Source organism: Nitrosospira lacus, assembly GCF_000355765.4.
Taxonomy (GTDB): Bacteria; Pseudomonadota; Gammaproteobacteria; order Burkholderiales; family Nitrosomonadaceae; genus Nitrosospira; species Nitrosospira lacus.
In genome coordinates, this window is the sequence record NZ_CP021106.3 from 406724 (window position 1) to 429791 (window position 23068).

General features: G+C 53.2%; 21 protein-coding genes. 3 read left to right on the plus strand and 18 right to left on the minus strand.

Translation table 11 applies throughout. From position 1 onward, the window contains the following. Positions 1-13: 13 nt before the first annotated feature. The 4 genes from EBAPG3_RS01785 to EBAPG3_RS01800 all read right to left on the minus strand — a co-directional run bounded on the left by EBAPG3_RS01785 (position 14) and on the right by EBAPG3_RS01800 (position 2964). Entirely contained in the window at positions 14-562 is a 549-nt protein-coding gene (locus EBAPG3_RS01785; RefSeq protein WP_004175070.1) for an SCO family protein, read from the minus strand. A 62-nt stretch (positions 563-624) separates the two neighbouring features. Further along, positions 625-1518 (minus strand): heme o synthase, encoded by an 894-nt coding sequence (gene cyoE / locus EBAPG3_RS01790; protein WP_004175068.1) that lies wholly within the window; start codon positions 1516-1518, stop codon positions 625-627. A gap of 140 nt (positions 1519-1658) precedes the next feature. Further along, the gene (locus EBAPG3_RS01795; protein ID WP_004175064.1) at positions 1659-2225 is read right to left on the minus strand and encodes an SCO family protein; all 567 of its coding nucleotides are present in this window, start codon (positions 2223-2225) and stop codon (positions 1659-1661) included. Between the two features lie 16 nt (positions 2226-2241). Next, positions 2242-2964: an SURF1 family protein gene (locus EBAPG3_RS01800; RefSeq protein ID WP_040851345.1), complete on the minus strand. Its 723-nt coding sequence runs from the start codon at positions 2962-2964 to the stop codon at positions 2242-2244. Between the two features lie 61 nt (positions 2965-3025). Between EBAPG3_RS01800 and EBAPG3_RS01805 the strand changes: the two genes are divergently transcribed. Continuing rightward, complete coding sequence (locus EBAPG3_RS01805; protein ID WP_004175060.1) at positions 3026-3217, plus strand: twin transmembrane helix small protein; 192 nt, start codon at positions 3026-3028, stop codon at positions 3215-3217. A 58-nt stretch (positions 3218-3275) separates the two neighbouring features. Here EBAPG3_RS01805 and EBAPG3_RS01810 read toward each other — a convergent pair whose 3' ends face one another. The 5 genes from EBAPG3_RS01810 to coxB form a co-directional block, all read right to left on the minus strand. Continuing rightward, entirely contained in the window at positions 3276-4133 is an 858-nt protein-coding gene (locus tag EBAPG3_RS01810; RefSeq protein WP_085921894.1) for a cytochrome c oxidase subunit 3, read from the minus strand. A 31-nt stretch (positions 4134-4164) separates the two neighbouring features. Then, positions 4165-4335, minus strand: coding sequence for a DUF2970 domain-containing protein (locus EBAPG3_RS01815; protein ID WP_151898842.1), 171 nt, complete (start codon positions 4333-4335; stop codon positions 4165-4167). 35 nt (positions 4336-4370) lie between these two features. Continuing rightward, positions 4371-4928: a cytochrome c oxidase assembly protein gene (locus EBAPG3_RS01820; protein WP_004177285.1), complete on the minus strand. Its 558-nt coding sequence runs from the start codon at positions 4926-4928 to the stop codon at positions 4371-4373. A 121-nt stretch (positions 4929-5049) separates the two neighbouring features. Then, on the minus strand, positions 5050-6630 hold the full coding sequence (gene ctaD / locus EBAPG3_RS01825; protein WP_004177283.1) for a cytochrome c oxidase subunit I: 1581 nt from the start codon (positions 6628-6630) through the stop codon (positions 5050-5052). A gap of 16 nt (positions 6631-6646) precedes the next feature. Beyond that, positions 6647-7783, minus strand: coding sequence for a cytochrome c oxidase subunit II (gene coxB, locus EBAPG3_RS01830; protein WP_085921895.1), 1137 nt, complete (start codon positions 7781-7783; stop codon positions 6647-6649). 1538 nt (positions 7784-9321) lie between these two features. Here coxB and EBAPG3_RS01845 point away from each other — a divergent pair. Further along, positions 9322-9900, plus strand: a complete 579-nt coding sequence (locus EBAPG3_RS01845; protein WP_004176155.1) for a TlpA disulfide reductase family protein — start codon at positions 9322-9324, stop codon at positions 9898-9900. Positions 9901-9911: 11 nt separating this feature from the next. Here EBAPG3_RS01845 and EBAPG3_RS01850 read toward each other — a convergent pair whose 3' ends face one another. From EBAPG3_RS01850 to lolA, 4 genes are read right to left on the minus strand one after another with little or no spacing between them, the layout of a single operon-like run. Further along, positions 9912-10619, minus strand: a complete 708-nt coding sequence (locus tag EBAPG3_RS01850) for a DUF6781 family protein (protein ID WP_004176154.1) — start codon at positions 10617-10619, stop codon at positions 9912-9914. A gap of 36 nt (positions 10620-10655) precedes the next feature. Beyond that, on the minus strand, positions 10656-12026 hold the full coding sequence (serS, locus tag EBAPG3_RS01855; RefSeq protein WP_004176153.1) for a serine--tRNA ligase: 1371 nt from the start codon (positions 12024-12026) through the stop codon (positions 10656-10658). 51 nt (positions 12027-12077) lie between these two features. Further along, positions 12078-13391, minus strand: a complete 1314-nt coding sequence (locus EBAPG3_RS01860) for a replication-associated recombination protein A (RefSeq protein ID WP_040851729.1) — start codon at positions 13389-13391, stop codon at positions 12078-12080. Then, positions 13384-14007: an outer membrane lipoprotein periplasmic chaperone LolA gene (gene lolA, locus EBAPG3_RS01865; RefSeq protein ID WP_040851732.1), complete on the minus strand. Its 624-nt coding sequence runs from the start codon at positions 14005-14007 to the stop codon at positions 13384-13386. The genes EBAPG3_RS01860 and lolA overlap by 8 nt, the downstream gene beginning before the upstream one ends. A 406-nt stretch (positions 14008-14413) precedes the next feature. On the opposite strand from lolA, the gene EBAPG3_RS01870 reads away from it, so the two are divergent. Continuing rightward, entirely contained in the window at positions 14414-15226 is an 813-nt protein-coding gene (locus EBAPG3_RS01870) for a methane monooxygenase/ammonia monooxygenase subunit C (protein ID WP_085921897.1), read from the plus strand. Positions 15227-15415: 189 nt separating this feature from the next. On the opposite strand, the gene EBAPG3_RS01875 is transcribed toward EBAPG3_RS01870, so the two are convergent. The 5 genes from EBAPG3_RS01875 to EBAPG3_RS01895 form a co-directional block, all read right to left on the minus strand. Beyond that, complete coding sequence (locus EBAPG3_RS01875) at positions 15416-17722, minus strand: DNA translocase FtsK (RefSeq protein WP_004175409.1); 2307 nt, start codon at positions 17720-17722, stop codon at positions 15416-15418. A 156-nt stretch (positions 17723-17878) separates the two neighbouring features. Beyond that, the gene (gene glcF, locus EBAPG3_RS01880) at positions 17879-19174 is read right to left on the minus strand and encodes a glycolate oxidase subunit GlcF (protein WP_004175407.1); all 1296 of its coding nucleotides are present in this window, start codon (positions 19172-19174) and stop codon (positions 17879-17881) included. Between the two features lie 122 nt (positions 19175-19296). Beyond that, positions 19297-20370, minus strand: coding sequence for a glycolate oxidase subunit GlcE (glcE, locus tag EBAPG3_RS01885; protein WP_004175406.1), 1074 nt, complete (start codon positions 20368-20370; stop codon positions 19297-19299). A gap of 216 nt (positions 20371-20586) precedes the next feature. After that, entirely contained in the window at positions 20587-22041 is a 1455-nt protein-coding gene (locus EBAPG3_RS01890) for an FAD-linked oxidase C-terminal domain-containing protein (protein WP_004175404.1), read from the minus strand. Then, a complete protein-coding gene (locus tag EBAPG3_RS01895) occupies positions 22038-22967 on the minus strand; it encodes a 2-hydroxy-3-oxopropionate reductase (protein WP_051048934.1) in 930 nt (309 codons plus the stop codon). Before EBAPG3_RS01895 ends, EBAPG3_RS01890 begins: the two co-directional genes overlap by 4 nt. Positions 22968-23068: the final 101 nt, after the last annotated feature.

Here is a 23068-nt window from a genome sequence, read left to right on the forward strand (position 1 = left end):
CCGCAAGTCTCCGCTAAGCGGATGTTCTCAATAATTCCACGATATCATGGGCAAAAACGTCCCGTCCTGCGCCATTACTTATATATAACCTGAGTTTCCCCTTGGGATCAAAAATATAGGTGCCGGAAGAATGATCCATGGTGTGGTGATTTGGCGAATTCCCCATCTGCTTCTGATAAACGACCTTGAACTCACTGGCGATGTTTTTTGTTGATTGCGGATCACCGTGCAAACCCAGAAATGCCGGACCGAATGCCGACAAATATTGTGCTAACCGCTCAGGCGTATCGCGTTCCGGATCAACCGTAACAAATAATACCTGCACACGCGTTGCGTCTTTACCCAGTTTCTGCAGGGCCGCGGCGACTTCTCCCATGGTGGTGGGGCATATATCGGGGCAATGCGTGTACCCGAAAAAAAGAACTACGGCTTTACCTTTAAAATCAGCCAGGGTTCTGGATTTACCCATATGGTCGGTGAGTTTGAAATCCTTACCGAATTCGGCACCTGTGATATCCGTTGCCAGAAAGGTTGGCTTCGCGGTATTTCCGCAAGCTGCCATAACAACTGCTACCGACCATATTATGATTGCATAGAAGGTACGATACCTCATGCGAAATCGGTTCAGAACCGGATGTAATGATCTACCAGCAACACGACGAACAACGCCGCCAGATAAAATATTGAGTATCGAAAGGATTTCCGCGCAAGCTGATCGCTGTAGTCAACATAGATCTTTACCGCATAGTACAGAAATACGGCATCTAATACTCCCGCTCCAAATAAATAGATGAGTCCGCTCATTTGGGTGGCGTAGGGCATGAGTGTCACGCCGATGAGTATTAGCGTGTACAGTAGAACATGCAAACGCGTAAACTTGTCGCCATGAGTCACTGGCAACATCGGCATTCCCACTTTTGCGTATTCCAGTTTTCGGTACAGCGCCAGCGCCCAGAAATGAGGAGGTGTCCAGGCAAAAATTATGAGAAACAGGAGCAGCGCATCGGCGGTCACTTCGCCCGTCACCGCCGCCCAGCCGAGGACAGGTGGCATTGCGCCGGAAGCCCCCCCAATTACTATATTCTGGGGAGTCATTGGCTTCAGTATTACCGTATAGATGATCGCATAGCCGACGAATGTACCGAGTGTGAGCCACATGGTTAGGGGATTTACCAGCTCATGAAGAATCAGCAAACCCGCTCCACCTACCAACGCCAGGAAAAATAAAGTTTCGGGAGAAGTTACCTTCCCCCGTGGCAGCGGCCTCGCACGCGTGCGCGCCATGACTGCGTCGAGCTTTTGTTCCACCAGACAGTTTACTGCCGCGGCCGCACCCGCCACGAGCGCAATTCCTAGGGTACCGAATATCAGCGCGTTTAATGGAACCGCCCCGGGGACCGAGAGAAACATGCCGATAAATGCGGTAAATACGATGAGCGACACGACCCTCGGTTTGGTTAACCGATAAAATTCCTGCAAACGCGAAGCGGTTTGTTGCCAAGCCAACGTAGTAGCCATAATTGTCACCTCCTAATTCATCTGCCACAGGGACAGCCGCCTGCTTCTATCTCATAAAAACCAAACTACTGCAATTGCTATCCATTTACCGGCATCCGGCGTCCGGGAGAAAACCCGCGTCCCCGGGATATTCGTTCGTCTTAATGCTTTGAATCCGTTCCCATCGCATGTTCCAATTGAGATACCTTGAGTAACCGTTTGATATCTTTTGCCATGAGCGCAGGATCTGGATTCTTGGGAAAACGCATCATCAGGTTTCCTATAGGATCGATAAGGTATATGTGATCATGCCTTGAGGCTGTCGCGGGGAGCTGCGCGAGTATGTTGCTATCTTTCACATTAATCCGCCATGTGCCCTCGAATTCGCTCGCGATTTCAGGCGGGGGTGCTTCCGGGTCGTCAATCAGCCATACCCGTTCTACACGGTCCTTTTCCGTATTTTGTATCAACCGGACCTGACGCATGTAGTAGAGTTTTTTCCGGCAATACTCGTCGCACTTCCCCGAATCCACCGATATCAATGCCCATTTCCCGCGTAGGTCTCGTATACGAAAAATGGTATTATTGGATTGATTCAAACCATTCCCCGCCAAGGGCTTCACTTCGAGCAATTCACCATAATTTACGCTCTCAGGTCTCACTTCCCAAAAATAAAGCGTATAAGACGCGATAATCGGCGCACCCATCAATACCAACAACAGGATCATCGTACGCCTGCTTGTTCTAATTGCTTTTGGAGTGCTCTCGTTTGACACTTAACACCACATAAATAATCAATACCGCTAGCGCCATGGCAAACCATTGGAACGCATAACCTAGGTTCCTGCTGGCACCAGAGTCCGGCCGGACCCATTGCCGCACCAAACCGTCCTTTACATCATCCTGCTGCAATATCATCACGGGCTGCAACGTTAACCCGGTGGCGATGCGGTAGCGCTCCAGATCGAGATTTTCCCATACCTGGCCCGATACCAGTTCATCGGAAAGCTCGAGCGTTTTCTGTGTTGCGGATGTCGCAATCCCTGAAACCACCACCGTGCCATCGGGCACGGCTGCCTGCGGCAATTTCCTGCGATCACGGTCCGCAGCCGCCCAACCACGGTTTATCAAAACATGCATCGAACTTGTACCGATTTTTAGGGGAGTGATGATATGGTAGCCCGCCATTCCCTGATTTATCTTGTTATCCAGATAAATCGTATGTTTCGGTACATACACGCCGCTAACCTCGACATGCCGGTATTGCAAGTCCTCGAGCTTGACAGGCACCGCCGGCAACGCTACTGCAGGCTGCCTGGAGCGTAAATCAAGTTGCTCCTGCCTCGATTCCTTTTCCCGAGCTCGGGAAAGCTGCCAGTTACCAAGTTGCAACATAATTACTATCACTACCGCCGCAGTCGCTGTTGACCATAATCGCGGCGTAAATCTCCAGCCTGAAATAGTCATTGGATAGTGTGCAGAACTCGGCTAAACTTGTTCCTGAACCCTACAACTACCGGAATTGGCCTTGAAAATCGTCGTCGTACTATTTCTGTTCTTCATACTCGCCAGCTTGGCATCCGCTTTATATTACCTGGTCAAAGACAAGGGACAGGGTACGCGCACCGTCAGGTCCCTGACCTTTCGCATTGGTTTGTCAATGTTTCTCTTTGCCTTGCTGATGATAGGCACTTATCTAGGCTTCATCCCGCTTCAGTGATTCGCCGGACTTAAGGACGGCTACAAAAGCGCCGATTCCTCAAATCCGGGCGGACCGTCTATACCAGCCAATAGACGAAGATAAACAGCCCCAGCCAGACCACATCCACAAAGTGCCAGTACCAGGCGACCCCTTCAAAGCCAAAGTGATTCTCGGGCGTGAAGTGGCCCGCCATGACGCGAAACCATATCACCAGCAGCATGATGGAACCCAGCGTCACATGGAAACCGTGAAAACCGGTCAGCATGTAAAACGACGCACCATAGGCGCCGGTCGTCAGCTTGAGGTTGAGATCGGAGTAGGCATGGCCATATTCATACGCCTGCAGGCCGACAAACAGGAATCCCAGCGCAAACGTCAGAAACAAACCCAGCTTCAGCTGTCCGCGCTTGTTCAGCTTGAGTGCCCAGTGCGCCCAGGTAACCGTCACCCCCGACGTCAGCAGTATCAGGGTGTTGATGGCAGGGAGACCCCACGGCCCCATGGGCATGAACTTCTCGCGGATTCCGGGGCCGGCCGTGGGCCAGTCGCCCGTAAAATCTGGCCACAGCACTTTGTGCTCCAGATCGGCAAGCCAGGGAACCGAATAGATCCGCATGTAGTACAGTGCCCCGAAGAAGGCGGCAAAAAACATGACTTCGGAAAAAATGAACCAGGTCATTCCCCAGCGGAAAGACTGGCCTACCTGCGCGCTGAACTTGCCGCTCTCGCTCTCCCGCGCCACCGTGCGGAACCAGACAAAGCACATGTAGAAGAGAATGGCAAAGCCAATCGTGAGCAGCCCATAACCTATGGGTAGCCTGTTGACTGAGAATGCCGCGCCGAAACCCATGAATAACAGCGCTATCGACCCGGTCATCGGATAGGTCGATGGGGCCGGAACGTAATAATGACCGTGACCTGCTTCTTGGCTCATGTTGAATCTCCCGCGTATAATTAATTAATTTCTAACTTGTTACAAACTTAACCAGCAATAACACTCCCCCCACAAACAACGCCGCACCAATGATTCCGGCAATAATCACCTGCCCCATTGTCAGGGTTGCCGCATCATGATCATGATCGGTATGCTTCCGAACGCCAAAAAAAGCCCATGATACAGCCTTCATCGCTTGCATGAAGGTTCCCTTGGCCGGCCTGTCGCTGTTGTCTTTCAACTTTTATTCACACGGCTGCCTGTATCAGCCGCCTTGTCGCCACCAAGCTCAAAGAATGTGTACGAAATGGTCACGGTATCATAGTCAGCCGGAAAACCGGATTCAATCATGAATTGAACCGGCATCTGCCTTACCTCATTTGGTTTTAATACTTGCTTGCTGAAACAAAAACATTCAAGCTTCTTCAGGTACTTGGCTAGCAATTGGGGGCTGTAACTGGGTATTGCCTGGCCGTTTATTTCGCGATTTGAATTATTTCTTACTTCATACATTACCTGCACCAATTCACCAGGATGTATGCGCACAGTGGATTGCAGCGGTTTGAACTCCCAAGGCAGCCCGCGTGTATTGGCATCCAGCTGCACCGTCACCCAACGAGTGGTATCCACTTGCGTGTTTTCTGCCAGCGTATCCGCCTGCAGCAAATTATTGATACCTGTAACTTCACAAATCTTTTCATAAAACGGCACCAACGCAAAACCAAAACCAAACATGGCTACTGTAAAAATCAGTAGCTTCTTCATGACAATGGAATTGGATTGGATTACGTTCATTTCCAGTTCTTTATAATGACTGTAACAAAAAGACCCACTACGATTGCCAGCAGAATTAGCGCCGTTCTGATTGCTCCACGCTTCCTTCGTGCATTTTCTGCTGGCATATCGTAGCCGTTTATTACCTGACGACCGGGGGGGTCTCGAAGCTATGATAAGGTGCCGGTGACGGCAGTGTCCACTCCAGCGTAGTCGAACCTTCCCAAGGTTTCGCTGGAGCTTTCTCTCCGCCACGGATGCACTTCAGCACCACGACGAGAAATATCAACTGGCTCAAGCCAAACCCGAAAGCGCCAATACTGGAAATCATGTTGAAATCGGCGAATTGCAGCGCATAGTCGGGGACACGGCGCGGCATGCCCGCCAGTCCCAGGAAGTGCTGCACAAAAAAGGTGACATTGAAAAAGACCATTGACATCCAGAAATGCAATTTGCCCAGCTTCTCATCGTACATATGGCCAGTCCACTTTGGCAGCCAGTAGTACGCTCCGCCAAATATCGCGAACAACGCACCCGATACCAGCACATAGTGGAAGTGTGCGATGACATAGTAGGTATCCTGTACCTGAATATCTATCGGCACGATTGCGCAAACCACGCCGCTGAAACCGCCAATCGTAAACAGGAAAATGAAACCGATCGCAAACAGCATGGGTGTCTCGAAGGTCATGGCGCCACGCCACATGGTGGCGGTCCAATTGAATACCTTCACGCCGGTCGGGATGGCGATCAACATGGTCGCGTACATGAAGAACAGCTGCCCGGTGACCGGCATGCCGGCGGTGAACATGTGATGCGCCCAGACGATGCAGGACAGGATGGCGATGGAGGCGGTTGCGTAAACCATCGAGGAATAGCCGAACAATGGTTTGCGCGCAAATGTCGGGATGATTTCCGAGACAATGCCAAATGCCGGCAAGATCATGATGTAGACTTCCGGGTGCCCGAAGAACCAGAACACATGCTGGAATAACACCGGATCGCCGCCGCCCGCCGCATTAAAGAAGTTGGTGCCGAAATTGCGGTCAGTCAGCAGCATGGTAACGGCTCCCGCCAGCACCGGCATTACCATGACCAGCAGGTACGCTGTGATCAGCCAGGTCCAAACGAACAGCGGCATCTTCATCAGCGTCATGCCCGGCGCACGCATGTTGAGAATGGTGGTGATGATATTGATCGATCCCATGATGGAAGAAGCACCCATGATATGGAGGGCAAAGATCCCCATATCCATGCCCATGCCCATTTGCACCGACAACGGCGGATAAATTGTCCAGCCGCCCGCGGGCGCCCCGCCTGGCACAAAAAATGAAGCAATCAGCAACAATGCCGCCGGAGGCAGCAGCCAGAAGCTCCAGTTGTTCATGCGGGCGAAAGCCATGTCCGGCGCACCGATCATCATCGGTATCTGCCAGTTGGCAAAGCCCACAAACGCCGGCATGATGGCACCGAACACCATCACCAGGCCATGCATGGTGGTCAACTGATTAAAGAATTCCGGCTGGATGATCTGCAAGCCCGGTTGGAACAGTTCGGCCCGGATAGTCAGCGCCATCACGCCCCCGGTGAGGAACATGATGAAGCTGAACCAGAGATACATCGTGCCGATATCTTTGTGGTTGGTGGTGGTCAGCCAACGCATCATCCCGGTGGGGTGATGGTCGTGCGCGTGTGCAATGTCGTGATCGTGTACTGCTGCCATGGTTTCCTCCTCGATGCTATTTTCTGAGTTCGTTGATTTCGGATGGCTGCACTACGTCGCCTGTGGTATTGCCCCAGGCATTGCGCTCGTAGGTGACCACCGCCGCGATTTGTACATCCGACAGATGCTTGAAAGCCGCCATTGCCGTGCCGGTCTTTCCGTTCATTACTATGTTGATATGCTCGCCCTTGGGACCCGTGGCAATCTTCGATCCATCCAGCGCGGCAAACGTCCCCGGAACGCCCTTGCCATTAGCCTGGTGACAGGCAACACAGTTGCCGGCATAGACTTTCTCGCCTTCGGCTTTCAGCTCGTCCAGCGTGAAGGTCTTGTTGACGTCAACCGCCGCCACGGCGGATTTCTTCTTCTTTTCAGCCACCCACTGTGCGTATTTCTCCGGCTCCAGCGCTTCCACCACTATCGGCATGAAGCCGTGTTCCTTGCCGCAGAGTTCGGCGCACTGGCCGCGATAGGTGCCGGGCTTGTCCGCCGTGAACCAGGTGTCGCGTATGAAACCGGGAATGGCATCCTGCTTGACCCCCAGGGCCGGAACCCACCAGGCATGGATCACGTCGTTGGCCGTAAGCAGTATCCGTATCTTCTTGCCTGTCGGCACCACCAGGGGATTATCCACTTCCAGCAGGTAGTTCTCGCCCTTGGTTTCCTTGTTCTCCTGCTGCGCCCGGGGAGTGGACAATGCACTCAGGAAGCTGATGCCCTCCCCTTCGCCCGTAATATAGTCGTACCCCCATTTCCACTGGTAGCCGGTCGTCTTGATGGTGATATCCGGACTGGAGGTGTCTTTCATGGCGATGATGGTCTTGGTGGCCGGATAGGCCATGCCAACCAGGATGAAGAACGGGATGATGGTCCAGATGATCTCGACCGTGGTGCTGTGATGGAAATTCGCAGCTTTGTAACCCGCATCCTTGCGGTGCTTGAGCACCGAATAAAACATGGTGCCAAAAACGCCGATAAAGATCGCCAGGCATATCCATAAGGCCAGCGTATGCTGATCATATATCTGCCGGGCGATGATCGTCTGCGGCTCGGGCAAGTTCAACTGATAAGGATCCGCCGCCGCCATTGCCAGTCCGGAATACATGGCGAGCGTCAGAACTCCTGCCAGCGCTGCTGTTACTTTACTACTCATATTTCCCCCCACTTGATTACTGATGACAGTACGACCCAATAATAATTACAAAAACCCGATGTTAGGCCCGGCCTCGTGAGATGGTATCCAGATTATCCCTACTTAGACTGATACCCATGAGATATTCTCACGCACACAAAAAATATCTTCTCAACCTCTATTTCGCCAAAATAACCCTATTGCGAATGTCAGTAATTATGTTATTCTACGGCCTTATAGCGGCCGCAAAACACTAAGAATAAGAGGCAAGTCTATAAGTTCAAAGTTTCAACTAAAAAAATTCGGAAGCCTGTTTCTTAATTAAATCCAGGCAATGAAATTTTCTTGTTTGATGCGAATTCGGGATTGAAAAAAAGAGCGACAAACTCCACCCGGAAATGCAACCGTAATTTCGATGCCATGACTATGCTCTTCGACTATTTTTTAACCGAAAAGTATTTTCTCGCCGAACTATTTAATCTTCCTTATTCAGTCAAGTTACGGTTTTTCAAGAAATTATTGTCTTTCATTTCTTAAGCAATCAGAACTAATTCGTTCTGCATTAACAGCAATCTCCATGTGTCCAGCGCTGTTTTTTTATGCTGGGTGTCACAAATAAATCAGAACAAAATTCTACCACACGAAAATTGGGCGTACAAGAAAGAAACGCTTCTTGCTAACCAAAATTAATAATGCCCCTATTCTAAAAAGCAGTATTTTTCCCTCTTTAAAACAAGGTAATTTTACCCTATTTGAATTGTGGCGATTCCCATCTGGGAGGATAAGTTTATCCTCTCGCGAGCATCCATTTTTCTTCACGTCCTACCTTAATATTCCAAGGCAGAAGCTGAAGCAATCGTTTTCCGCATATTTCTCCAATCATGCTGCGCTCATGCGGCAACGCATATCAACGTACCCGCTGAGAGTGCCTCTCGCACCAATCGAGTTATTCTATTGTCAAATCCCTATTGTTGACGAGGTTATGGCAAACTGGTTATTTCGGTGGCATGATCTCGCCGGGTGCCGACAATCGCCCACATGGATAAAAACTCGCTCATCCATCCCGACCCCGGTGCTTGCCGCTTATGAAGAAATCATTCTCTTGACGAAGCTGCTGCACTCCGCCTATTATTGCCGTGTTTAAATACGGACCATATGATTTAGTTCTACTATTTAATGAGTTAGGAGGCATTAAATATTGGCCTGCCGATTCTTGAAAAGAACAAAAACACTGTCAGACGGTCTCCTGGATCGTGATGCTGTCCGGCTAAATACGCACATCACGCCCCTCACCGCATTGGATCGCAACCATAATGGCAAAGAGTACGCTCGATTCAACAACGCCGGGGAGCTTCTACGCCCAACCGACTATAGGGAGTGGGGTTTTGTTGGTTCCCGGTTACTCCAAAAGACATGAATGACGGCACACCAGCCTTCCCGGAATTTCATAATGTCTATATCGACCCCGCCAGGGGCCAATGAATGAGCGAAAACTTTCGGCTCGTGCAATAATTATCCGGTTTCCTCAACTTTTATCGGAACCTATTGGGGGTATAAAAATGGCAGAAACCGCGAGTATCATTAATGCAAGCGCAGCACCAGAGCTACAGACCTCAGCATGGCTCAACACCCCACGGCCGCTTACGCTTGCTGCATTGCGTGGCAAGGTGGTCGTTCTGCATACCTTTCAAATTTTCTGCCCAGGTTGCGTACAAGTCGGTATTCCGCAAGCCCAGAGAATATCCCAGGAGTTTGATCCTGACCGGGTTGCAGTGATCGGACTGCATACCGTCTTTGAGCATCATGCTGTAATGGGCCGTGACGCACTTGAGGTATTCGTGTACGAATATCGATTGCGCTTTCCCATCGGAATCGATAAATACGATGGGGAGCCGCAAGGTGTGCCCCTTACAATGCGCGCATACCAGATGCAGGGAACGCCCACCCTTATCCTGATCGACAAATCCGGGCGTATCCGCCTGCATAAGTTTGGGCATGTGAGCGATCTTTCGGTAGGATTCTCGATTGGCGCATTACTCTCCGAGGAGGTTGAAATCGATGAATCCGCGGCCACGCCCGCGGCAGCGGGGACAGGCAGCGGAAATACTGTTTGTGACGAAAACGGATGCAGCATCTGACAGGAAACCGGCTAGCCCGGCTTCCTGTCGTTATCGCCCGGCTTAACCCGCTCTGCAATGCCTGTAAGTAAACCGGCAGCCACTTGGCGCATGAGATCGGTGATGGCGTGAGTCAATTGCAGGCCGGCCTCAAGCCGGGTCTGACCAGCGGAAGTTATCTCATGATTGAATGCCGCAAGCGTCTCCTTTAATTGTGAACCAACCGAAGTCCCGTTGCGCTTCGCATGCGCGACCAAATCGTGTAAGGTTTCCGACACAACTTTCTGGGCGGTGGCAGCCGACGCCTGTACGATTTCAAGAAAAAGATTCTCCACGCTTTCAAGCTCGTTCCGCACACGGGTGAGTTCCTCACCGGAAAATTTTTGCGCGCGGCCTGTCGCTTCCTCTAAAGCCAGCTTCGACGCTTCGGCGAACTGTGCCAGCGCGGCATCCAGTCCGGCAACCGCATCGCGAACGGGCGTCAACGCTGTTTGCGCGTGGGCTGACTTATGTTGCAGTTCTTGCTGCGCGCCTTCTCGCACACCTTGCATTACCGCTGTCATGATACGCCTCAGGGATTCAATATCGCGGTTTTGCGTGCTGAGCGCTTTGACTGTCAGGTCTCGAACCGCCTGCTGAACATTATCCCCCTGTGCAATAGCGCCACGAACCTCGGCCTCGAGCGCCGCTATGTCGGCGGTTGCGTCATGAGCGGCCCGGCTTCCGGTTTTCTTCTGCATGGTAAATCCCTCCTTAAATGATGAATTGATGTTTGATTAGTTTCCCGGCTTGGGCCCGAGCCGGTCAAGGCCGCCCATGTAAGGCTGCAGGACCTTGGGAATCGACAGGCTCCCATCAGCATTTTGAAAGTTTTCAAGAATCGCCACCAACGTTCGACCTACCGCCAGCCCTGAGCCATTGAGGGTATGCAATAATTCCGGCTTGCCTTTTTCATTGCGGAAGCGCGCCTGCATGCGCCGGGCCTGAAATGCCTCGCAGTTACTGCATGATGAAATTTCGCGATAGGCGCTTTGCGCGGGCAACCATACTTCGATATCGTAAGTCTTGGCTGCTGAGAAGCCCATGTCGGCGGTACATAGCACCATTACGCGATAAGGCAGTTCCAGTTTTTGAAGAATCTTTTCGGCATGCCCGGTAAGCTCCTCCAGCGCTTCGTAGGATTGCCGGGGATGCACGATTTGCACGAGCTCCACCTTGTCGAACTGGTGCTGCCGAATCAACCCGCGCGTATCCTTGCCATAGCTGCCCGCTTCGGAACGGAAACATGGTGTATGCGCTGTAAACTTGATGGGAAGTGATTCGAGAGCGATGATCCGATCACGTACAATGTTAGTTAGCGGAACTTCGGCAGTAGGGATCAAATATAAGTTATCGTTCTCAGGCGTAAACAATGGATCGCCTGGTGACCCCCTCTGATAACTCTGATTCCTGGAAAGACGCTCCGTCGATATGAATCTTTGTCTGGGGATCTCGAACAAATCCTCCTTGAACTTAGGTAACTGCCCCGTGCCGCGCAGACTCTCCGAATTGACCAGATAGGGCACATACGCCTCGGTATAGCCATGCTCTCTTGTGTGCGTGTTCAGCATAAACTGCGCAAGTGCGCGATGAAGCAACGCAAGTCCGCCTGTCATCAGGCTGAAGCGCGCGCCGCTTAGTTTTACAGCAGCAGGGAAATCAAGGAAATCCATGCTCTCGCCGATGCTCACATGGTCTCTCACCGCAAACTCGAACGTGCGCGGCGTTCCCCAGCGGCGCACTTCCCGATTATCGGCTTCACTCGTGCCCTCGGGCACGCTGGTATGCGGCAGGTTGGGAATTTGCAGCAATATGTGCTGCAGGGCGGTTTGGATTTGTTCAAGCTGAGCTTCAGCCTGCTTCAGTTCATCGGCAAGATTATCCACCTCCGCCAGGATAGCGGTAACATTTTCACCTCTGCCTTTGGCATTGCCAATCTGCCTGGAGACGGCATTACGCCGCGCTTGCAGTTCCTGGGTGCGGGTCTGCAGCGTTTTTCGTTCTGCTTCCAGCGAGTTGAATTCCGCAGCTGGAAAAGTATGTCCGCGTTTGGCGAGAAGGCTAACAACGTTTTCCAGATCAGTGCGTAATACCTGAATATCTAACATGCAAACTCCAAAAAACGTGCCTTGTGCCGGGTCCTGATAAGGTGCAGCTGTCTACGGTATTTTCTTCGCCTGCTTGTCCAGCTCACGCAAATGCACCAGCTTTTCCGAAATTTTACCCTCCAACCCACGTACAGTCGGTTCGTAAAACCTAACCGCCGGCATACCTTCCGGAAAATAATTTTCCCCGGCGGCGTAAGCTTCCGGATCGTCATGAGCGTAGCGATACTCATGTCCATAGCCTAGCTCCTTCATCAACCTGGTGGGCGCATTCCGTAAATGCTCGGGGACACGATGTGACGGGTTGCTGCCTATGAAAGACCGGGCTTTATTATACGCAAGGTAGGCGGCATTGCTCTTCGGCGCGCAAGCAAGATATAGCGTTGCTTGCGCTAGGGCGAGCTCTCCCTCCGGACTTCCCAGCCGTTCGTAAGTCTCGATGGCATCGAGCGCAATCCGCAATGCGCGCGGATCAGCCAGGCCTATGTCCTCCACCGCCGCGCGAATCAACCGGCGTCCAATGTAAAGCGGATCGGCCCCACCGTCTATCATGCGGCACATCCAGTACAGTGCGGCATCGGGGCTGGAACCGCGGAGCGATTTATGCAGCGCTGAGATCTGATCGTAAAATTCATCACCGCCTTTATCAAAGCGGCGCGTTCCGCGGGAGAGCGTGCTACCGACATAATCCGCTGCTATTTCAGTAACTCCGGCGATGGCTGCCGCGGTTTTTATTTGTTCCAGCAAATTGAGCAAGCGCCGCGCATCGCCATCCGCATATCCGATCAATAAACGTCTGGCGTCCTCGGTAAATCTTAATCCCTGCAATGCCATATTGATCGCTCGTTCAAACAGGATTGAGAGATCGTCTTCAGACAAAGCGGCAAGCACGTAAACCTGCGCGCGCGACAATAGTGCATTGTTGACTTCAAACGAAGGATTCTCGGTGGTAGCACCGACGAATGTCACCAGGCCCTGCTCGACATACGGCAGAAACGCATCTTGCTGCGACTTGTTGAAGCGATGCACCTCGTCCACGAACAGAATGGTGTGGCGGCCCGATTGTTGCAATATGGATTGCGCTCGTTCTATCGCATCACGGATATCCTTGACGCCCGACAATACCGCCGACAGCGCAATGAACTCGGCGTCAAATGCCTGCGCCATAAGCCGCGCCAACGTAGTTTTGCCGGTACCAGGCGGTCCCCACAATATCATTGAATGAGGCTTGCCGGATTCAAACGCGAGCCGCAATGGCCTGCCCGCGCCAAGCAGGTGCGACTGCCCCACAACGTCTCCCAGTTCTTGAGGACGCAATCGTTCCGCGAGCGGAGCTGCAGGCTCCCGCTTTTCGAACAAATCAATCACTGATTACGTCCACCCCTTCAGGGGGAGTAAACTTGAACAACTCTGACGAGAGCCTGGGGTTTTGTTCCATCCGGGAAAACGTAAGCACCGTCGTCTGACCAAAATTATCGTGCAACTCCATTGCTTTCAATCCGCCCGCAGGGGTGAATCCCAGACGCACCCATTCAAAAGTCCCCTCCTTGGTTCTGGGTTTTGCTTCGAGCCATTCCGTATCCCCCTGTGATCCGATTTCAGTCAAATCAAAATCGGCCTCGATATTGCTGCTGCCCGCGAGCAACGCGGCGGGACTGGTACCGATAGCGAGATCCAGCTTGCGTACCGTCACCTGATCAAGATCGCGATCGTAAAACCATATCCGGGCGCCATCCCCGACTATCAATTGCTCATAAGGTTTTTCGTATACCCACCGGAATTTACCAGGACGCTCGAATTGCATGGTGCCGCCGCCTCTTTGCACCACGCGCATATTTTTGTCCAGGACCGTCTGCACAAACGTCGCGCGAACGGTACGCGTATCCTGGACAAAAGTCTTGAGACTGCTAAGCGCCCCTGCCTCCGCAATGGAAGTAAACAAGGAAAGCAGCAGCAAGAAATAGGATCGTTCTAGAAAATTCATATGTTTCTCGATAGTATTGAGCAAGCGACACGCATCGATAAGAGTCTCCGAAAGAAGCCACAATTTACTCTGCGCGTGCATTCAATGCGCCCATCATGGCACGTAATCCCGACTTTATCGAGATTGCTACTGCGATTTTACCGGCTTCTGCCGTTATCAGGGCGGATAAAACGCCTTGACCCGATGTCATCACAGGAGCACCGGTTCGCCTGAAGATCATCCGTCCAATTCGAGTGTCTTATACAGATACTATTGTTTTATGCCTGATTAAAAGATTACAGGAAAAACCACAATGTATTTGTGGGAACTACATGAAAGTATCAAAGTCTAAACTACGCTTGCGGATTTATTTCGCTGCTAAAAGTTGATAGAATTTTCAATTATTGGTAACAAGGAGGTAATCAAAATGGCAACAACACTGGGAACATCAGGCAGCCATGCCGGGTCGAGCGGACGCGACTACGACATGTCGCTGTGGTACGACTCAAGGTGGTACAAATTCGGGCTGATCACGATGCTTGGAGTAGCGATATTCTGGATCTGGTTTCAGCGGACGTTTGCCTACTCGCACGGCATGGACTCGATGGAGCCGGAATTCGAGAAGGTATGGATGGGGTTGTGGCGGGTGCACATGATCGTGATGCCGATTTTTGCGCTGGTCACGTGGGGATGGATCTGGAAGACACGCGACACCAACCTGGACAACCTGGACCCCAAGCTGGAAATCAAGCGTTACTTTTACTGGATGATGTGGCTGGGCGTCTACCTGTTTGGCGTGTACTGGGGTGGCAGCTTCTTCACCGAGCAGGATGCCTCCTGGCACCAGGTCATCATCCGCGACACCAGCTTCACCCCGAGCCATGTAGTCGTGTTTTATGGCTCCTTCCCGATGTACATCGTCTGTGGCGTGGCCAGCTACCTGTATGCCATGACCCGTCTGCCGCTGTACGCCCGGGGCACCTCGTTCCCGCTGGTCATGGCCATTGCCGGACCGCTCATGATCCTGCCGAACGTAGGCTTGAACGAATGGGGCCATGCCTTCTGGTTCATGGAAGAACTGTTTAGCGCACCGCTGCATTGGGGCTTTGTGATACTGGGCTGGTCGGGGCTGTTTGCCGGGGGCATTGCGGCACAGATCATCACCCGCTACTCCAACCTGACCGACGTCGTCTGGAACGGACAGAGCAAAGTCATCCTCAACAACCGGATCGTACCGTAACGGCTGATCCTGAGAGACCCTGGTAGGGCTGGCCGCCCTGCTCCTGCAAGATGGGGGAGCGGGGCGGTATCATTTGTGGCACAGTCAGCGCCAAAAAAGACTGGATCGGTCACAAGCAGCAAGCAACGAAGTTGCATAGCAATTCATCCGCGACGCTCAAAATCCTGCATGGCGGCAATTGGAATAATTCTAATCACTCCGCGTCGCAGGAACGAGCACTTCCCGGTTACCGTTGGTTTGCATGGCCGAAACAAGCCCGGCGCGCTCCATCTCCTCAATTAACCGCGCAGCCCGGTTATAACCGATACGCAAGTGTCGTTGCACCAGCGAGATCGAGGCGCGACGCGACTTGAGCACCATCGCGACGGCTTCGTCGTAAAGTGGATCAGCTTCACCGCTTTCCTGTCCGGCCACGCCATTACTTTCGCCTGTATTGCCGCCACTTTCTTCTTCGATTGAGTTAAGCACTCCATCCACATAGCGCGGCTCGCCATGTTCCTTGAGATATTCCACCACACGATGCACCTCCTGATCGGCGACAAAAGCACCATGTACCCGCTGTGGATAGCCGCTGCCAGGTGGCAAATAAAGCATATCCCCCTGCCCCAGCAGCGCTTCCGCCCCCATCTGATCGAGTATGGTGCGTGAGTCCACCTTACTCGATACCTGAAATGCTACCCGCGTCGGAATATTGGCCTTGATCAACCCAGTGATCACGTCCACCGAGGGGCGTTGCGTGGCGAGCAGCAAATGCACGCCTGCGGCACGGGCTTTTTGCGCAAGTCTTGCGATTAATTCCTCGACTTTCTTGCCCACCACCATCATCAAGTCTGCCAACTCGTCTATGACCACCACAATCAGCGGCATTTCCTCCAGTGGCTCAGGCGCATCCGGCGTCAGGCTGAACGGATTGACAAGCGGCTTATCGTTCTTGATGGCATCGCGGATTTTTTGATTGTAACCGCCGAGATTACGCACGCCCAGCGACGACATCAGCTTGTAACGGCGCTCCATCTCGGCCACGCACCAGCGCAACGCACTCGCCGCCTGCCGCATATCGGTCACCACAGGCGCCAGCAGATGGGGAATGCCTTCGTATACGGACAGCTCAAGCATTTTCGGATCCACCAGAATCAGGCGCACCTGCTCGGGCGTCGCCTTGTAGATGAGACTCAGGATCATGGCATTGATCGCCACCGATTTACCCGATCCTGTCGTTCCAGCTACCAGTACGTGCGGCATTCTGCCCAGATCGGCCACCACCGGATGTCCGCCAATATCCTTGCCTAACGCGATAGTCAGGGGTGACCCCATGTCGGAATATGCCTGCGAACTGAGGATTTCCGACAGGCGGACCACCTGCCGTTTGGGATTGGGGATTTCCAGACCCATGCTGGTCTTGCCGGGGATGGTTTCGACCACGCGTATACTCACCACAGACAGGGAACGTGCCAGATCTTTCACCAGATTGAGGATCTGATTGCCCTTCACGCCTATTGCCGGCTCGATCTCGTAGCGGGTAATGACCGGGCCGGGATAAGCCGCCACCACTTTGACCTCGACGCCAAAATCGATCAGCTTGCGTTCAATCAGGCGGGACGTAAATTCAAGCGTGTCTGTCGACAGCATTTCCACATCCTTGGGCGGCTCATCCAGCAGATGCAGCGGCGGCAAGGGAGAATCGGGCAAATCGACAAACAGAGGCGTCTGTTTCTCTTTGATGACACGTGACGACTTGAGAATGATGGTGGCCGGGGGCTCAATATGCAAAGGCGGGTTTTCGTGGAAGCGCTTCTTGCCGACCTCCACCAATTCATCGCGCTTGATTGCCGAAACAACGCCTGCGCGCCGGTCTTGCCAATCCTCCCAGCTGCGCCGGGTAAACAACCAGGTACCCTCAATCAATGCCCCCAGTCTCTCAGCGAAGCGCACCCACGACAGGCCGGTAAACAAGCTGAATCCGATCGCCATCAATATCAGCAACGCCAGAGTCGCACCCGTGAAACCCAGCATTTGCGACAGATTCTGGTTGATTAGCTGACCCAGCACGCCTCCCGGAGCCTGTGGCAGCATTATTTTGAGTGTATAAAACCGCAGCGCTTCAAATCCGCTGCTGGCGGCCAGCAACACCGCGAAACCAGCGGCTGAAACAAATAATGGACGGCGATCAAATATCCCCACGGCATCAATACGATGATAGCTCCATGCCACCAGATAAAGGAAAAACAGCACCCACCACCAAGCGGAAGCGCCAAACAGATACAGCAGCAAATCCGCGAGCCACGCGCCAGCAGTTCCTCCAGGGTTAAGGGGGGAGCGGTCACCACTATGCGACCAGCCAGGGTCGGCACGATCATAACCATAGAATATCAGCACCAGATAAAGCACCACACCCAGCAGGGCGAGTCCGCAGGATTCGCGCAATAGCCTGACGATCCTCGACGGCAGGGGATTGGACCCCGGCTTTTTTGCCATTGGCTTGTTGACAAAGCTCATGAATAGTATTGAGGAAACAGAAACAAGGGGCACTAGGTCTGATTATATAGAGTTAGCGCAGAGGGAAAAAGCAAACTACGACGAAATCCTATCCGGCCCGAATTTACGAGATAGTAGCAGGGATGTTTGTACGAATACCATCGCCCACTGGCAAATTCAGGCACGCGCGCCTTCAGCGAGTCTCTGGTCCAGCAACTCGATCCAGTGACTGACTGGTAATGTTGTCCCGCTTTGGATATGCATAAGGCAACCTATGTTGGCGGTAGCCACACATGTGGGACTGCCTGATTCCAATGCAGTCACCTTATTTTTCAAGAGCTGTTGCGATAGCTCCGGTTGCAGAATGGAGTAGGTCCCGGCCGATCCGCAGCAAAGATGGGCATCCGGCACAATGGTCAATTCGAAACCCGCGGCAATCAGAATCCTTTCGATTACACCGCGAATCTGCATGCCGTGTTGCAACGTACAGGGAGAATGAAAGGCAGGCTTTGATTTTTCTGTGCCGGCCGGCAAGTTGTTGATGAAAGCTTCCAATGTCCGGGTCTCGGCTTCGAGTATTTCGCTGATATCTTTACACAACTCCGATATACGTGCCGCCTTTTCCGCATAGGCCGGATCATGACGCAACAAGTGGCCATATTCTTTCACCGTCACGCCGCAACCGCTGGCAGTCATGACGATTGCTTCCACTCCTCCCTTTTCCGGCCCGACATTAATTCTCCTTTCGTTCCCCACATATGGCCACCAGGCGTCCACATTGCGGCGCATGTAATCCAACCCCTCCTGCTGGGCATTGAGATGGTACGAAACCGCGCCACAGCAACCCGCGTTTTCCGCTTTGATCAGGGATATACCCAGGTTGTCCAGTACCCGCGCGGTAGCCGCATTGATATTGGGGGCCAGTGCCGGCTGCACGCAGCCTTCGAGTACCAGCATCTTGCGTGCATGACGAACGGGGGGCCATGTTCCTGCAAGCGGCCTCTCTTTAGCTTCCGGCGGTATTGAATCTTTCAGGCTGCCCGGAAGCAATGGACGAATGCCTCGCCCCAGTTTCAATAGCGACGCAAACACCTTGGAGTTAGGCAAGGTCTGGCGCAGTGCGTACCGCATGGCACCCGCCGCCGCACCGCGCCCCACCTTCTTTTCAACGATGCCACGACCAATATCCACCAGCCGCCCATAGCGCACGCCGGATGGGCAAACTGTCTCGCACGCGCGGCAAGTGAGGCAACGGTCAAGATGCAGCTGGGTTTTTTGCGTAACCGGCTCACCTTCCAACATCTGTTTCATCAGGTAGATGCGGCCGCGCGGGCTATCCAGCTCATCGCCCAGCAGCTGATAGGTCGGGCAGGTGGCAAGACAGAAGCCGCAATGCACACAAGTCCGCAATATCGCGTCGGCTTCCTGCCCTTCGGGAGAATCCTTGATGAAATCGGCAAGCTTGGTTTGCACTATCCTAAATCCGGCAGTTGATCGCTCATTTTTTTATTTAATGCAGCAGTGCAGAAAGACTTTCTTAGAGCCACTTGATCTCCAACGTGATGATAAGGTTGTTATAACCCGGACTTGAGATATCAATATTGAGGATACATGCGGCCAGGATTGAATATCCCCATGGGATCGAATTTCTCCTTTAAACGCCGGTGTATAACCATCATCGCAGGTTCAAGAGGATGAAATACGTCAGCGCATGATTCGTGGCTGCGAAATAGTGTAGCGTGTCCGCCCGCGGCTTTCGCGATCTTGCGCACAACAACGCCGTCGAACCCTGACTCACCTGCCCACCAGCGCAGTGCGCCGCCCCACTCCATCAACTGCTTCCCCGGTAGCGGCAGTGGCGGAGCCGTCGATTTTATGGATAGGCGCCAGAAGGATTTTCCGGATTGAAAAAAAGAATGTGACTGTTCGCGTATCGATTCCCAGAAAGCCGCTCCGTCAACGATTTCATCGCCTCCCAGTTTCGCATGCGCTGCACGCACTGCAGGTTCGGCGCCAGAGAGTCTCACAGCAAGTTCGCCATCGTAAAAACAGGTCGCGGAAACCGGCAGCGGCTTGCCTGCCCAACGATTCATCCTGTCTATGGCCTCAGCTTCCGTCATGGCCATCCGTAGCGTGATTTCCATTGGCGGTAGCGGCAGCACCTTGAACGAAACTTCCAGCAACAAGCCCAGCGTCCCCATCGATCCCGTCATCAAACGCGAGATATCATAGCCCGCGACATTTTTCATGACCTGTCCGCCAAAACGCAGATCATCTCCTCTGCCGTCAAGCATGCGTACTCCCAGCACAAAGTCGCGCACCGCTCCGGCGGCTGCCCGGCGTGGACCCGACAGGCCAGTCGCGACACAACCGCCCAGCGTAGCGGCAGGTAAAAAATGCGGCGGCTCGAACGCCATCATTTGACCATGCTTGCACAGCTCGGTTTCGAGATCGGCCAAACGAGTGCCGGCGCGGGCAGTCAACACCAGTTCGGTCGGCTCATAATCCACGATTCCCGCATAAGCGCTCGCGTCAAGAACACGTTCATTCCGTCCCATAACGCGATTACCGTAGAAATCCTTGCTGCCCCCGCTGCGTATACGCAGCGTTGCCTTATCCGCGGCGGCAGCGCGGATAAGGCCGGTAAATTGATCGATGATAGATTGCATATTTACATTGAATCACTTACGGCCCGTCGGATTTTAAGAATCAAAGCACAAAAGTGACTGGGTGAGGATAGATTGTACGATTTTGAAGGCCAATAATTGATCGATTAGCCGAATAAGCGGTGAAACAGGGGCCGCCCGATGCTTTTGGCCTCGGCTGTTGCAACCGATTTCCCTTACGTTCGAGAGGCAGTCCCGGGATGCAGATTAACCCGTTTCTCAAAATCTTGGCAATTCAGGAAATTTGTCTTCACCCCGATGCACGTGCATGGCGCCATGTTCGGCGCAACGGCGCAGGGTCGGTACGGCTTTTCCGGGATTCAAAAGTGCGTCAGGATCGAATGCCGCTTTTACCGCATGAAATGTTTCAAGCTCCCCGGCCTTGAATTGTGAGCACATCTGATTGATTTTTTCGATACCGACGCCGTGCTCGCCCGTAATGCTTCCCCCGGCCTGGATGCACATCTGGAGTATTTTTGCGCCAAATTCCTCGGTCAGCTCCAGTTCGCCGGGCCGATTGGCATCGTAAAGAATCAGCGGATGCAGATTGCCATCGCCCGCGTGAAAGACATTCATGCAACGCAGACCGTATCCGGCGGAAAGGGTTTCAATTCCACTCAACACCTGCGCAAGCTTGCTGCGCGGAATAGTCCCGTCCATGCAGTAGTAATCAGGTGAAATACGACCTGCGGCCGGAAAGGCCGCTTTACGACCAGCCCAGAACTTGAGCCGTTCAGCTTCGTCGCGAGAAGCTCTGATTTCGGTTGCGCCACTCCTGTTCATGATCTCGCCAATACGCCGGATTTCCTCCGCCACTTCCTCCATCGAACCGTCGGATTCGCATAACAGGATCGCCTCCGCCTCAAGATTGTATCCTGCGTGGATATACCCCTCCACTGCGTGCGTGGCGATTTTATCCATTATCTCCATGCCGGCCGGAATAATGCCGGCACCAATCACATTCGCTACCGCATTGCCCGCCTTCCGTATGTCGTCAAATGCCGCCATGACGACTTGCGCTTTTTCCGGTCTGGGCAGGAGTTTTACAGTGACTTCGGTAACGATACCCAGCATGCCTTCACTGCCGGTCATGAGCGCCAGCAGGTCGTAGCCCGGGGAATCCAAGCCCTCTCCACCCACTTCGAGAACATCACCCTCAATGGTCATCACCCGCAATTTGAGGATATTGTGCACCGTGAGCCCATACTTCAGACAGTGCACGCCCCCGGAATTTTCCGCCACGTTGCCGCCAATGGAGCAGGCTATCTGCGACGAGGGGTCAGGTGCGTAGTACAGGCCATGGGGTGCCGCCGCTTCGCTGATGGCAAGGTTGCGCACCCCCGGTTGCACCCGGGCGATACGTGCGGCCGGATCGATTTCCAGTATGCGCTTCAATTTGGCAAGCGACAGAAGAACGCCTTCCGCATGGGGCAGCGCGCCGCCGGACAGACCAGTGCCCGCGCCACGTGCCACAACCGGGGTTTTCGATACGTGACAGATCTGCAGAACTTCGGCCACTTCCTCTTCAGTTTCCGGCAACACCACAATCATGGGCGTTTGCCGGTATGCCGATAGACCGTCGCACTCATACGGCCGCAGATCTTCACTCTCATGGAGCACCGCGTGCTGCGGAAGAAATGCGCGCAGCCGGGTAACAAGTTCAAGAGGTTTCATAGCTCAACAGTCCGATTCCCATTCGCCGAATCCGGTTTATTGGATTTTGATTGAATCTCATGATTCGCCAATCTTTCCAAAGCCTGCACCAAAGCTGAACTATCCAATTTTGCGCCATCGTAAGCGACACAGGCATTGAACAGCTCCTGGGTAGCGGCAGTATTAGGTAAACTCACGCCCATCGCGCGCGCGCCGGAAAGCGCGATATTCAAATCCTTTTGATGCAGTTCAATGCGAAATCCCGGATTGAATGCGCGCTCGATCATGCGTCCGCCATGCACCTCCAGGACGCGCGACGCGGCGAATCCGCCCATCAGGGCTTGACGCACCCTGGCAGGGTCGACGCCGGCCCTGGATGCAAACAACAACGCCTCACCCACGGCCTCGATAGTGAGCGCAACGATGATCTGATTGGCAATCTTGCAAGTCTGACCGGCGCCATTATCCCCGATCAAGGTAACGCTTTTGCCCATTAACTCAAGGACAGGCTTCACTTTCTCAAATACCGTTTCCGTGGCCCCCGCCATAATGGTAAGGGTGGCATTCTTCGCGCCTATATCACCCCCCGACACGGGGGCATCCACATAATCACAACCGAGCTGGTTGATCCTGGCGGCAAATACCCGGGTCTCAATGGGAGAAATGGAACTCATGTCCACCACGATCTTGCCTGGCGTCAATCCCTGTGCCAAGCCATTCCCACCGAATAATACGCTCTCCACATCCGGGGTGTCGGGCAGCATGGTAATAATGATTTCAGCATTTTGCGCCACTTCTCGGGGTGAAAAACAAGCCTCGCCCCGTTGCTCGAGCAATTCTTGCGGCACGCCGCTACGCGAATACAGAAACAACGCGTGCCCGCCATTGATAAGATGCCCGGCCATAGGCTTGCCCATGATGCCAAGACCAATAAAACCAATATTCATCACATTGTGCTCATCAATGCGCTAAATGCCGGACCGGCTAGCGCATTCCGGCTTGTCATCCCGATTTCCGGATTTTCTCATGCATCCGGGTGACACTAGCA

Coding starts and splice junctions, on each gene's coding strand:
- EBAPG3_RS01785 (WP_004175070.1), bottom strand. CDS start 562: ATGGCAGCTTGCGGAAATACCGCGAAGCCAACCTTTCTGGCAACGGAT.
- cyoE (WP_004175068.1), bottom strand. CDS start 1,518: ATGGCTACTACGTTGGCTTGGCAACAAACCGCTTCGCGTTTGCAGGAA.
- EBAPG3_RS01795 (WP_004175064.1), bottom strand. CDS start 2,225: ATGATCCTGTTGTTGGTATTGATGGGTGCGCCGATTATCGCGTCTTAT.
- EBAPG3_RS01800 (WP_040851345.1), bottom strand. CDS start 2,964: ATGACTATTTCAGGCTGGAGATTTACGCCGCGATTATGGTCAACAGCG.
- EBAPG3_RS01810 (WP_085921894.1), bottom strand. CDS start 4,133: ATGAGCCAAGAAGCAGGTCACGGTCATTATTACGTTCCGGCCCCATCG.
- EBAPG3_RS01815 (WP_151898842.1), bottom strand. CDS start 4,335: ATGCAAGCGATGAAGGCTGTATCATGGGCTTTTTTTGGCGTTCGGAAG.
- EBAPG3_RS01820 (WP_004177285.1), bottom strand. CDS start 4,928: ATGAACGTAATCCAATCCAATTCCATTGTCATGAAGAAGCTACTGATT.
- ctaD (WP_004177283.1), bottom strand. CDS start 6,630: ATGGCAGCAGTACACGATCACGACATTGCACACGCGCACGACCATCAC.
- coxB (WP_085921895.1), bottom strand. CDS start 7,783: ATGAGTAGTAAAGTAACAGCAGCGCTGGCAGGAGTTCTGACGCTCGCC.
- EBAPG3_RS01845 (WP_004176155.1), top strand. CDS start 9,322: ATGGCAGAAACCGCGAGTATCATTAATGCAAGCGCAGCACCAGAGCTA.
- EBAPG3_RS01850 (WP_004176154.1), bottom strand. CDS start 10,619: ATGCAGAAGAAAACCGGAAGCCGGGCCGCTCATGACGCAACCGCCGAC.
- serS (WP_004176153.1), bottom strand. CDS start 12,026: ATGTTAGATATTCAGGTATTACGCACTGATCTGGAAAACGTTGTTAGC.
- lolA (WP_040851732.1), bottom strand. CDS start 14,007: ATGAATTTTCTAGAACGATCCTATTTCTTGCTGCTGCTTTCCTTGTTT.
- EBAPG3_RS01870 (WP_085921897.1), top strand. CDS start 14,414: ATGGCAACAACACTGGGAACATCAGGCAGCCATGCCGGGTCGAGCGGA.
- EBAPG3_RS01875 (WP_004175409.1), bottom strand. CDS start 17,722: ATGAGCTTTGTCAACAAGCCAATGGCAAAAAAGCCGGGGTCCAATCCC.
- glcE (WP_004175406.1), bottom strand. CDS start 20,370: ATGCAATCTATCATCGATCAATTTACCGGCCTTATCCGCGCTGCCGCC.
- EBAPG3_RS01890 (WP_004175404.1), bottom strand. CDS start 22,041: ATGAAACCTCTTGAACTTGTTACCCGGCTGCGCGCATTTCTTCCGCAG.
- EBAPG3_RS01895 (WP_051048934.1), bottom strand. CDS start 22,967: ATGAATATTGGTTTTATTGGTCTTGGCATCATGGGCAAGCCTATGGCC.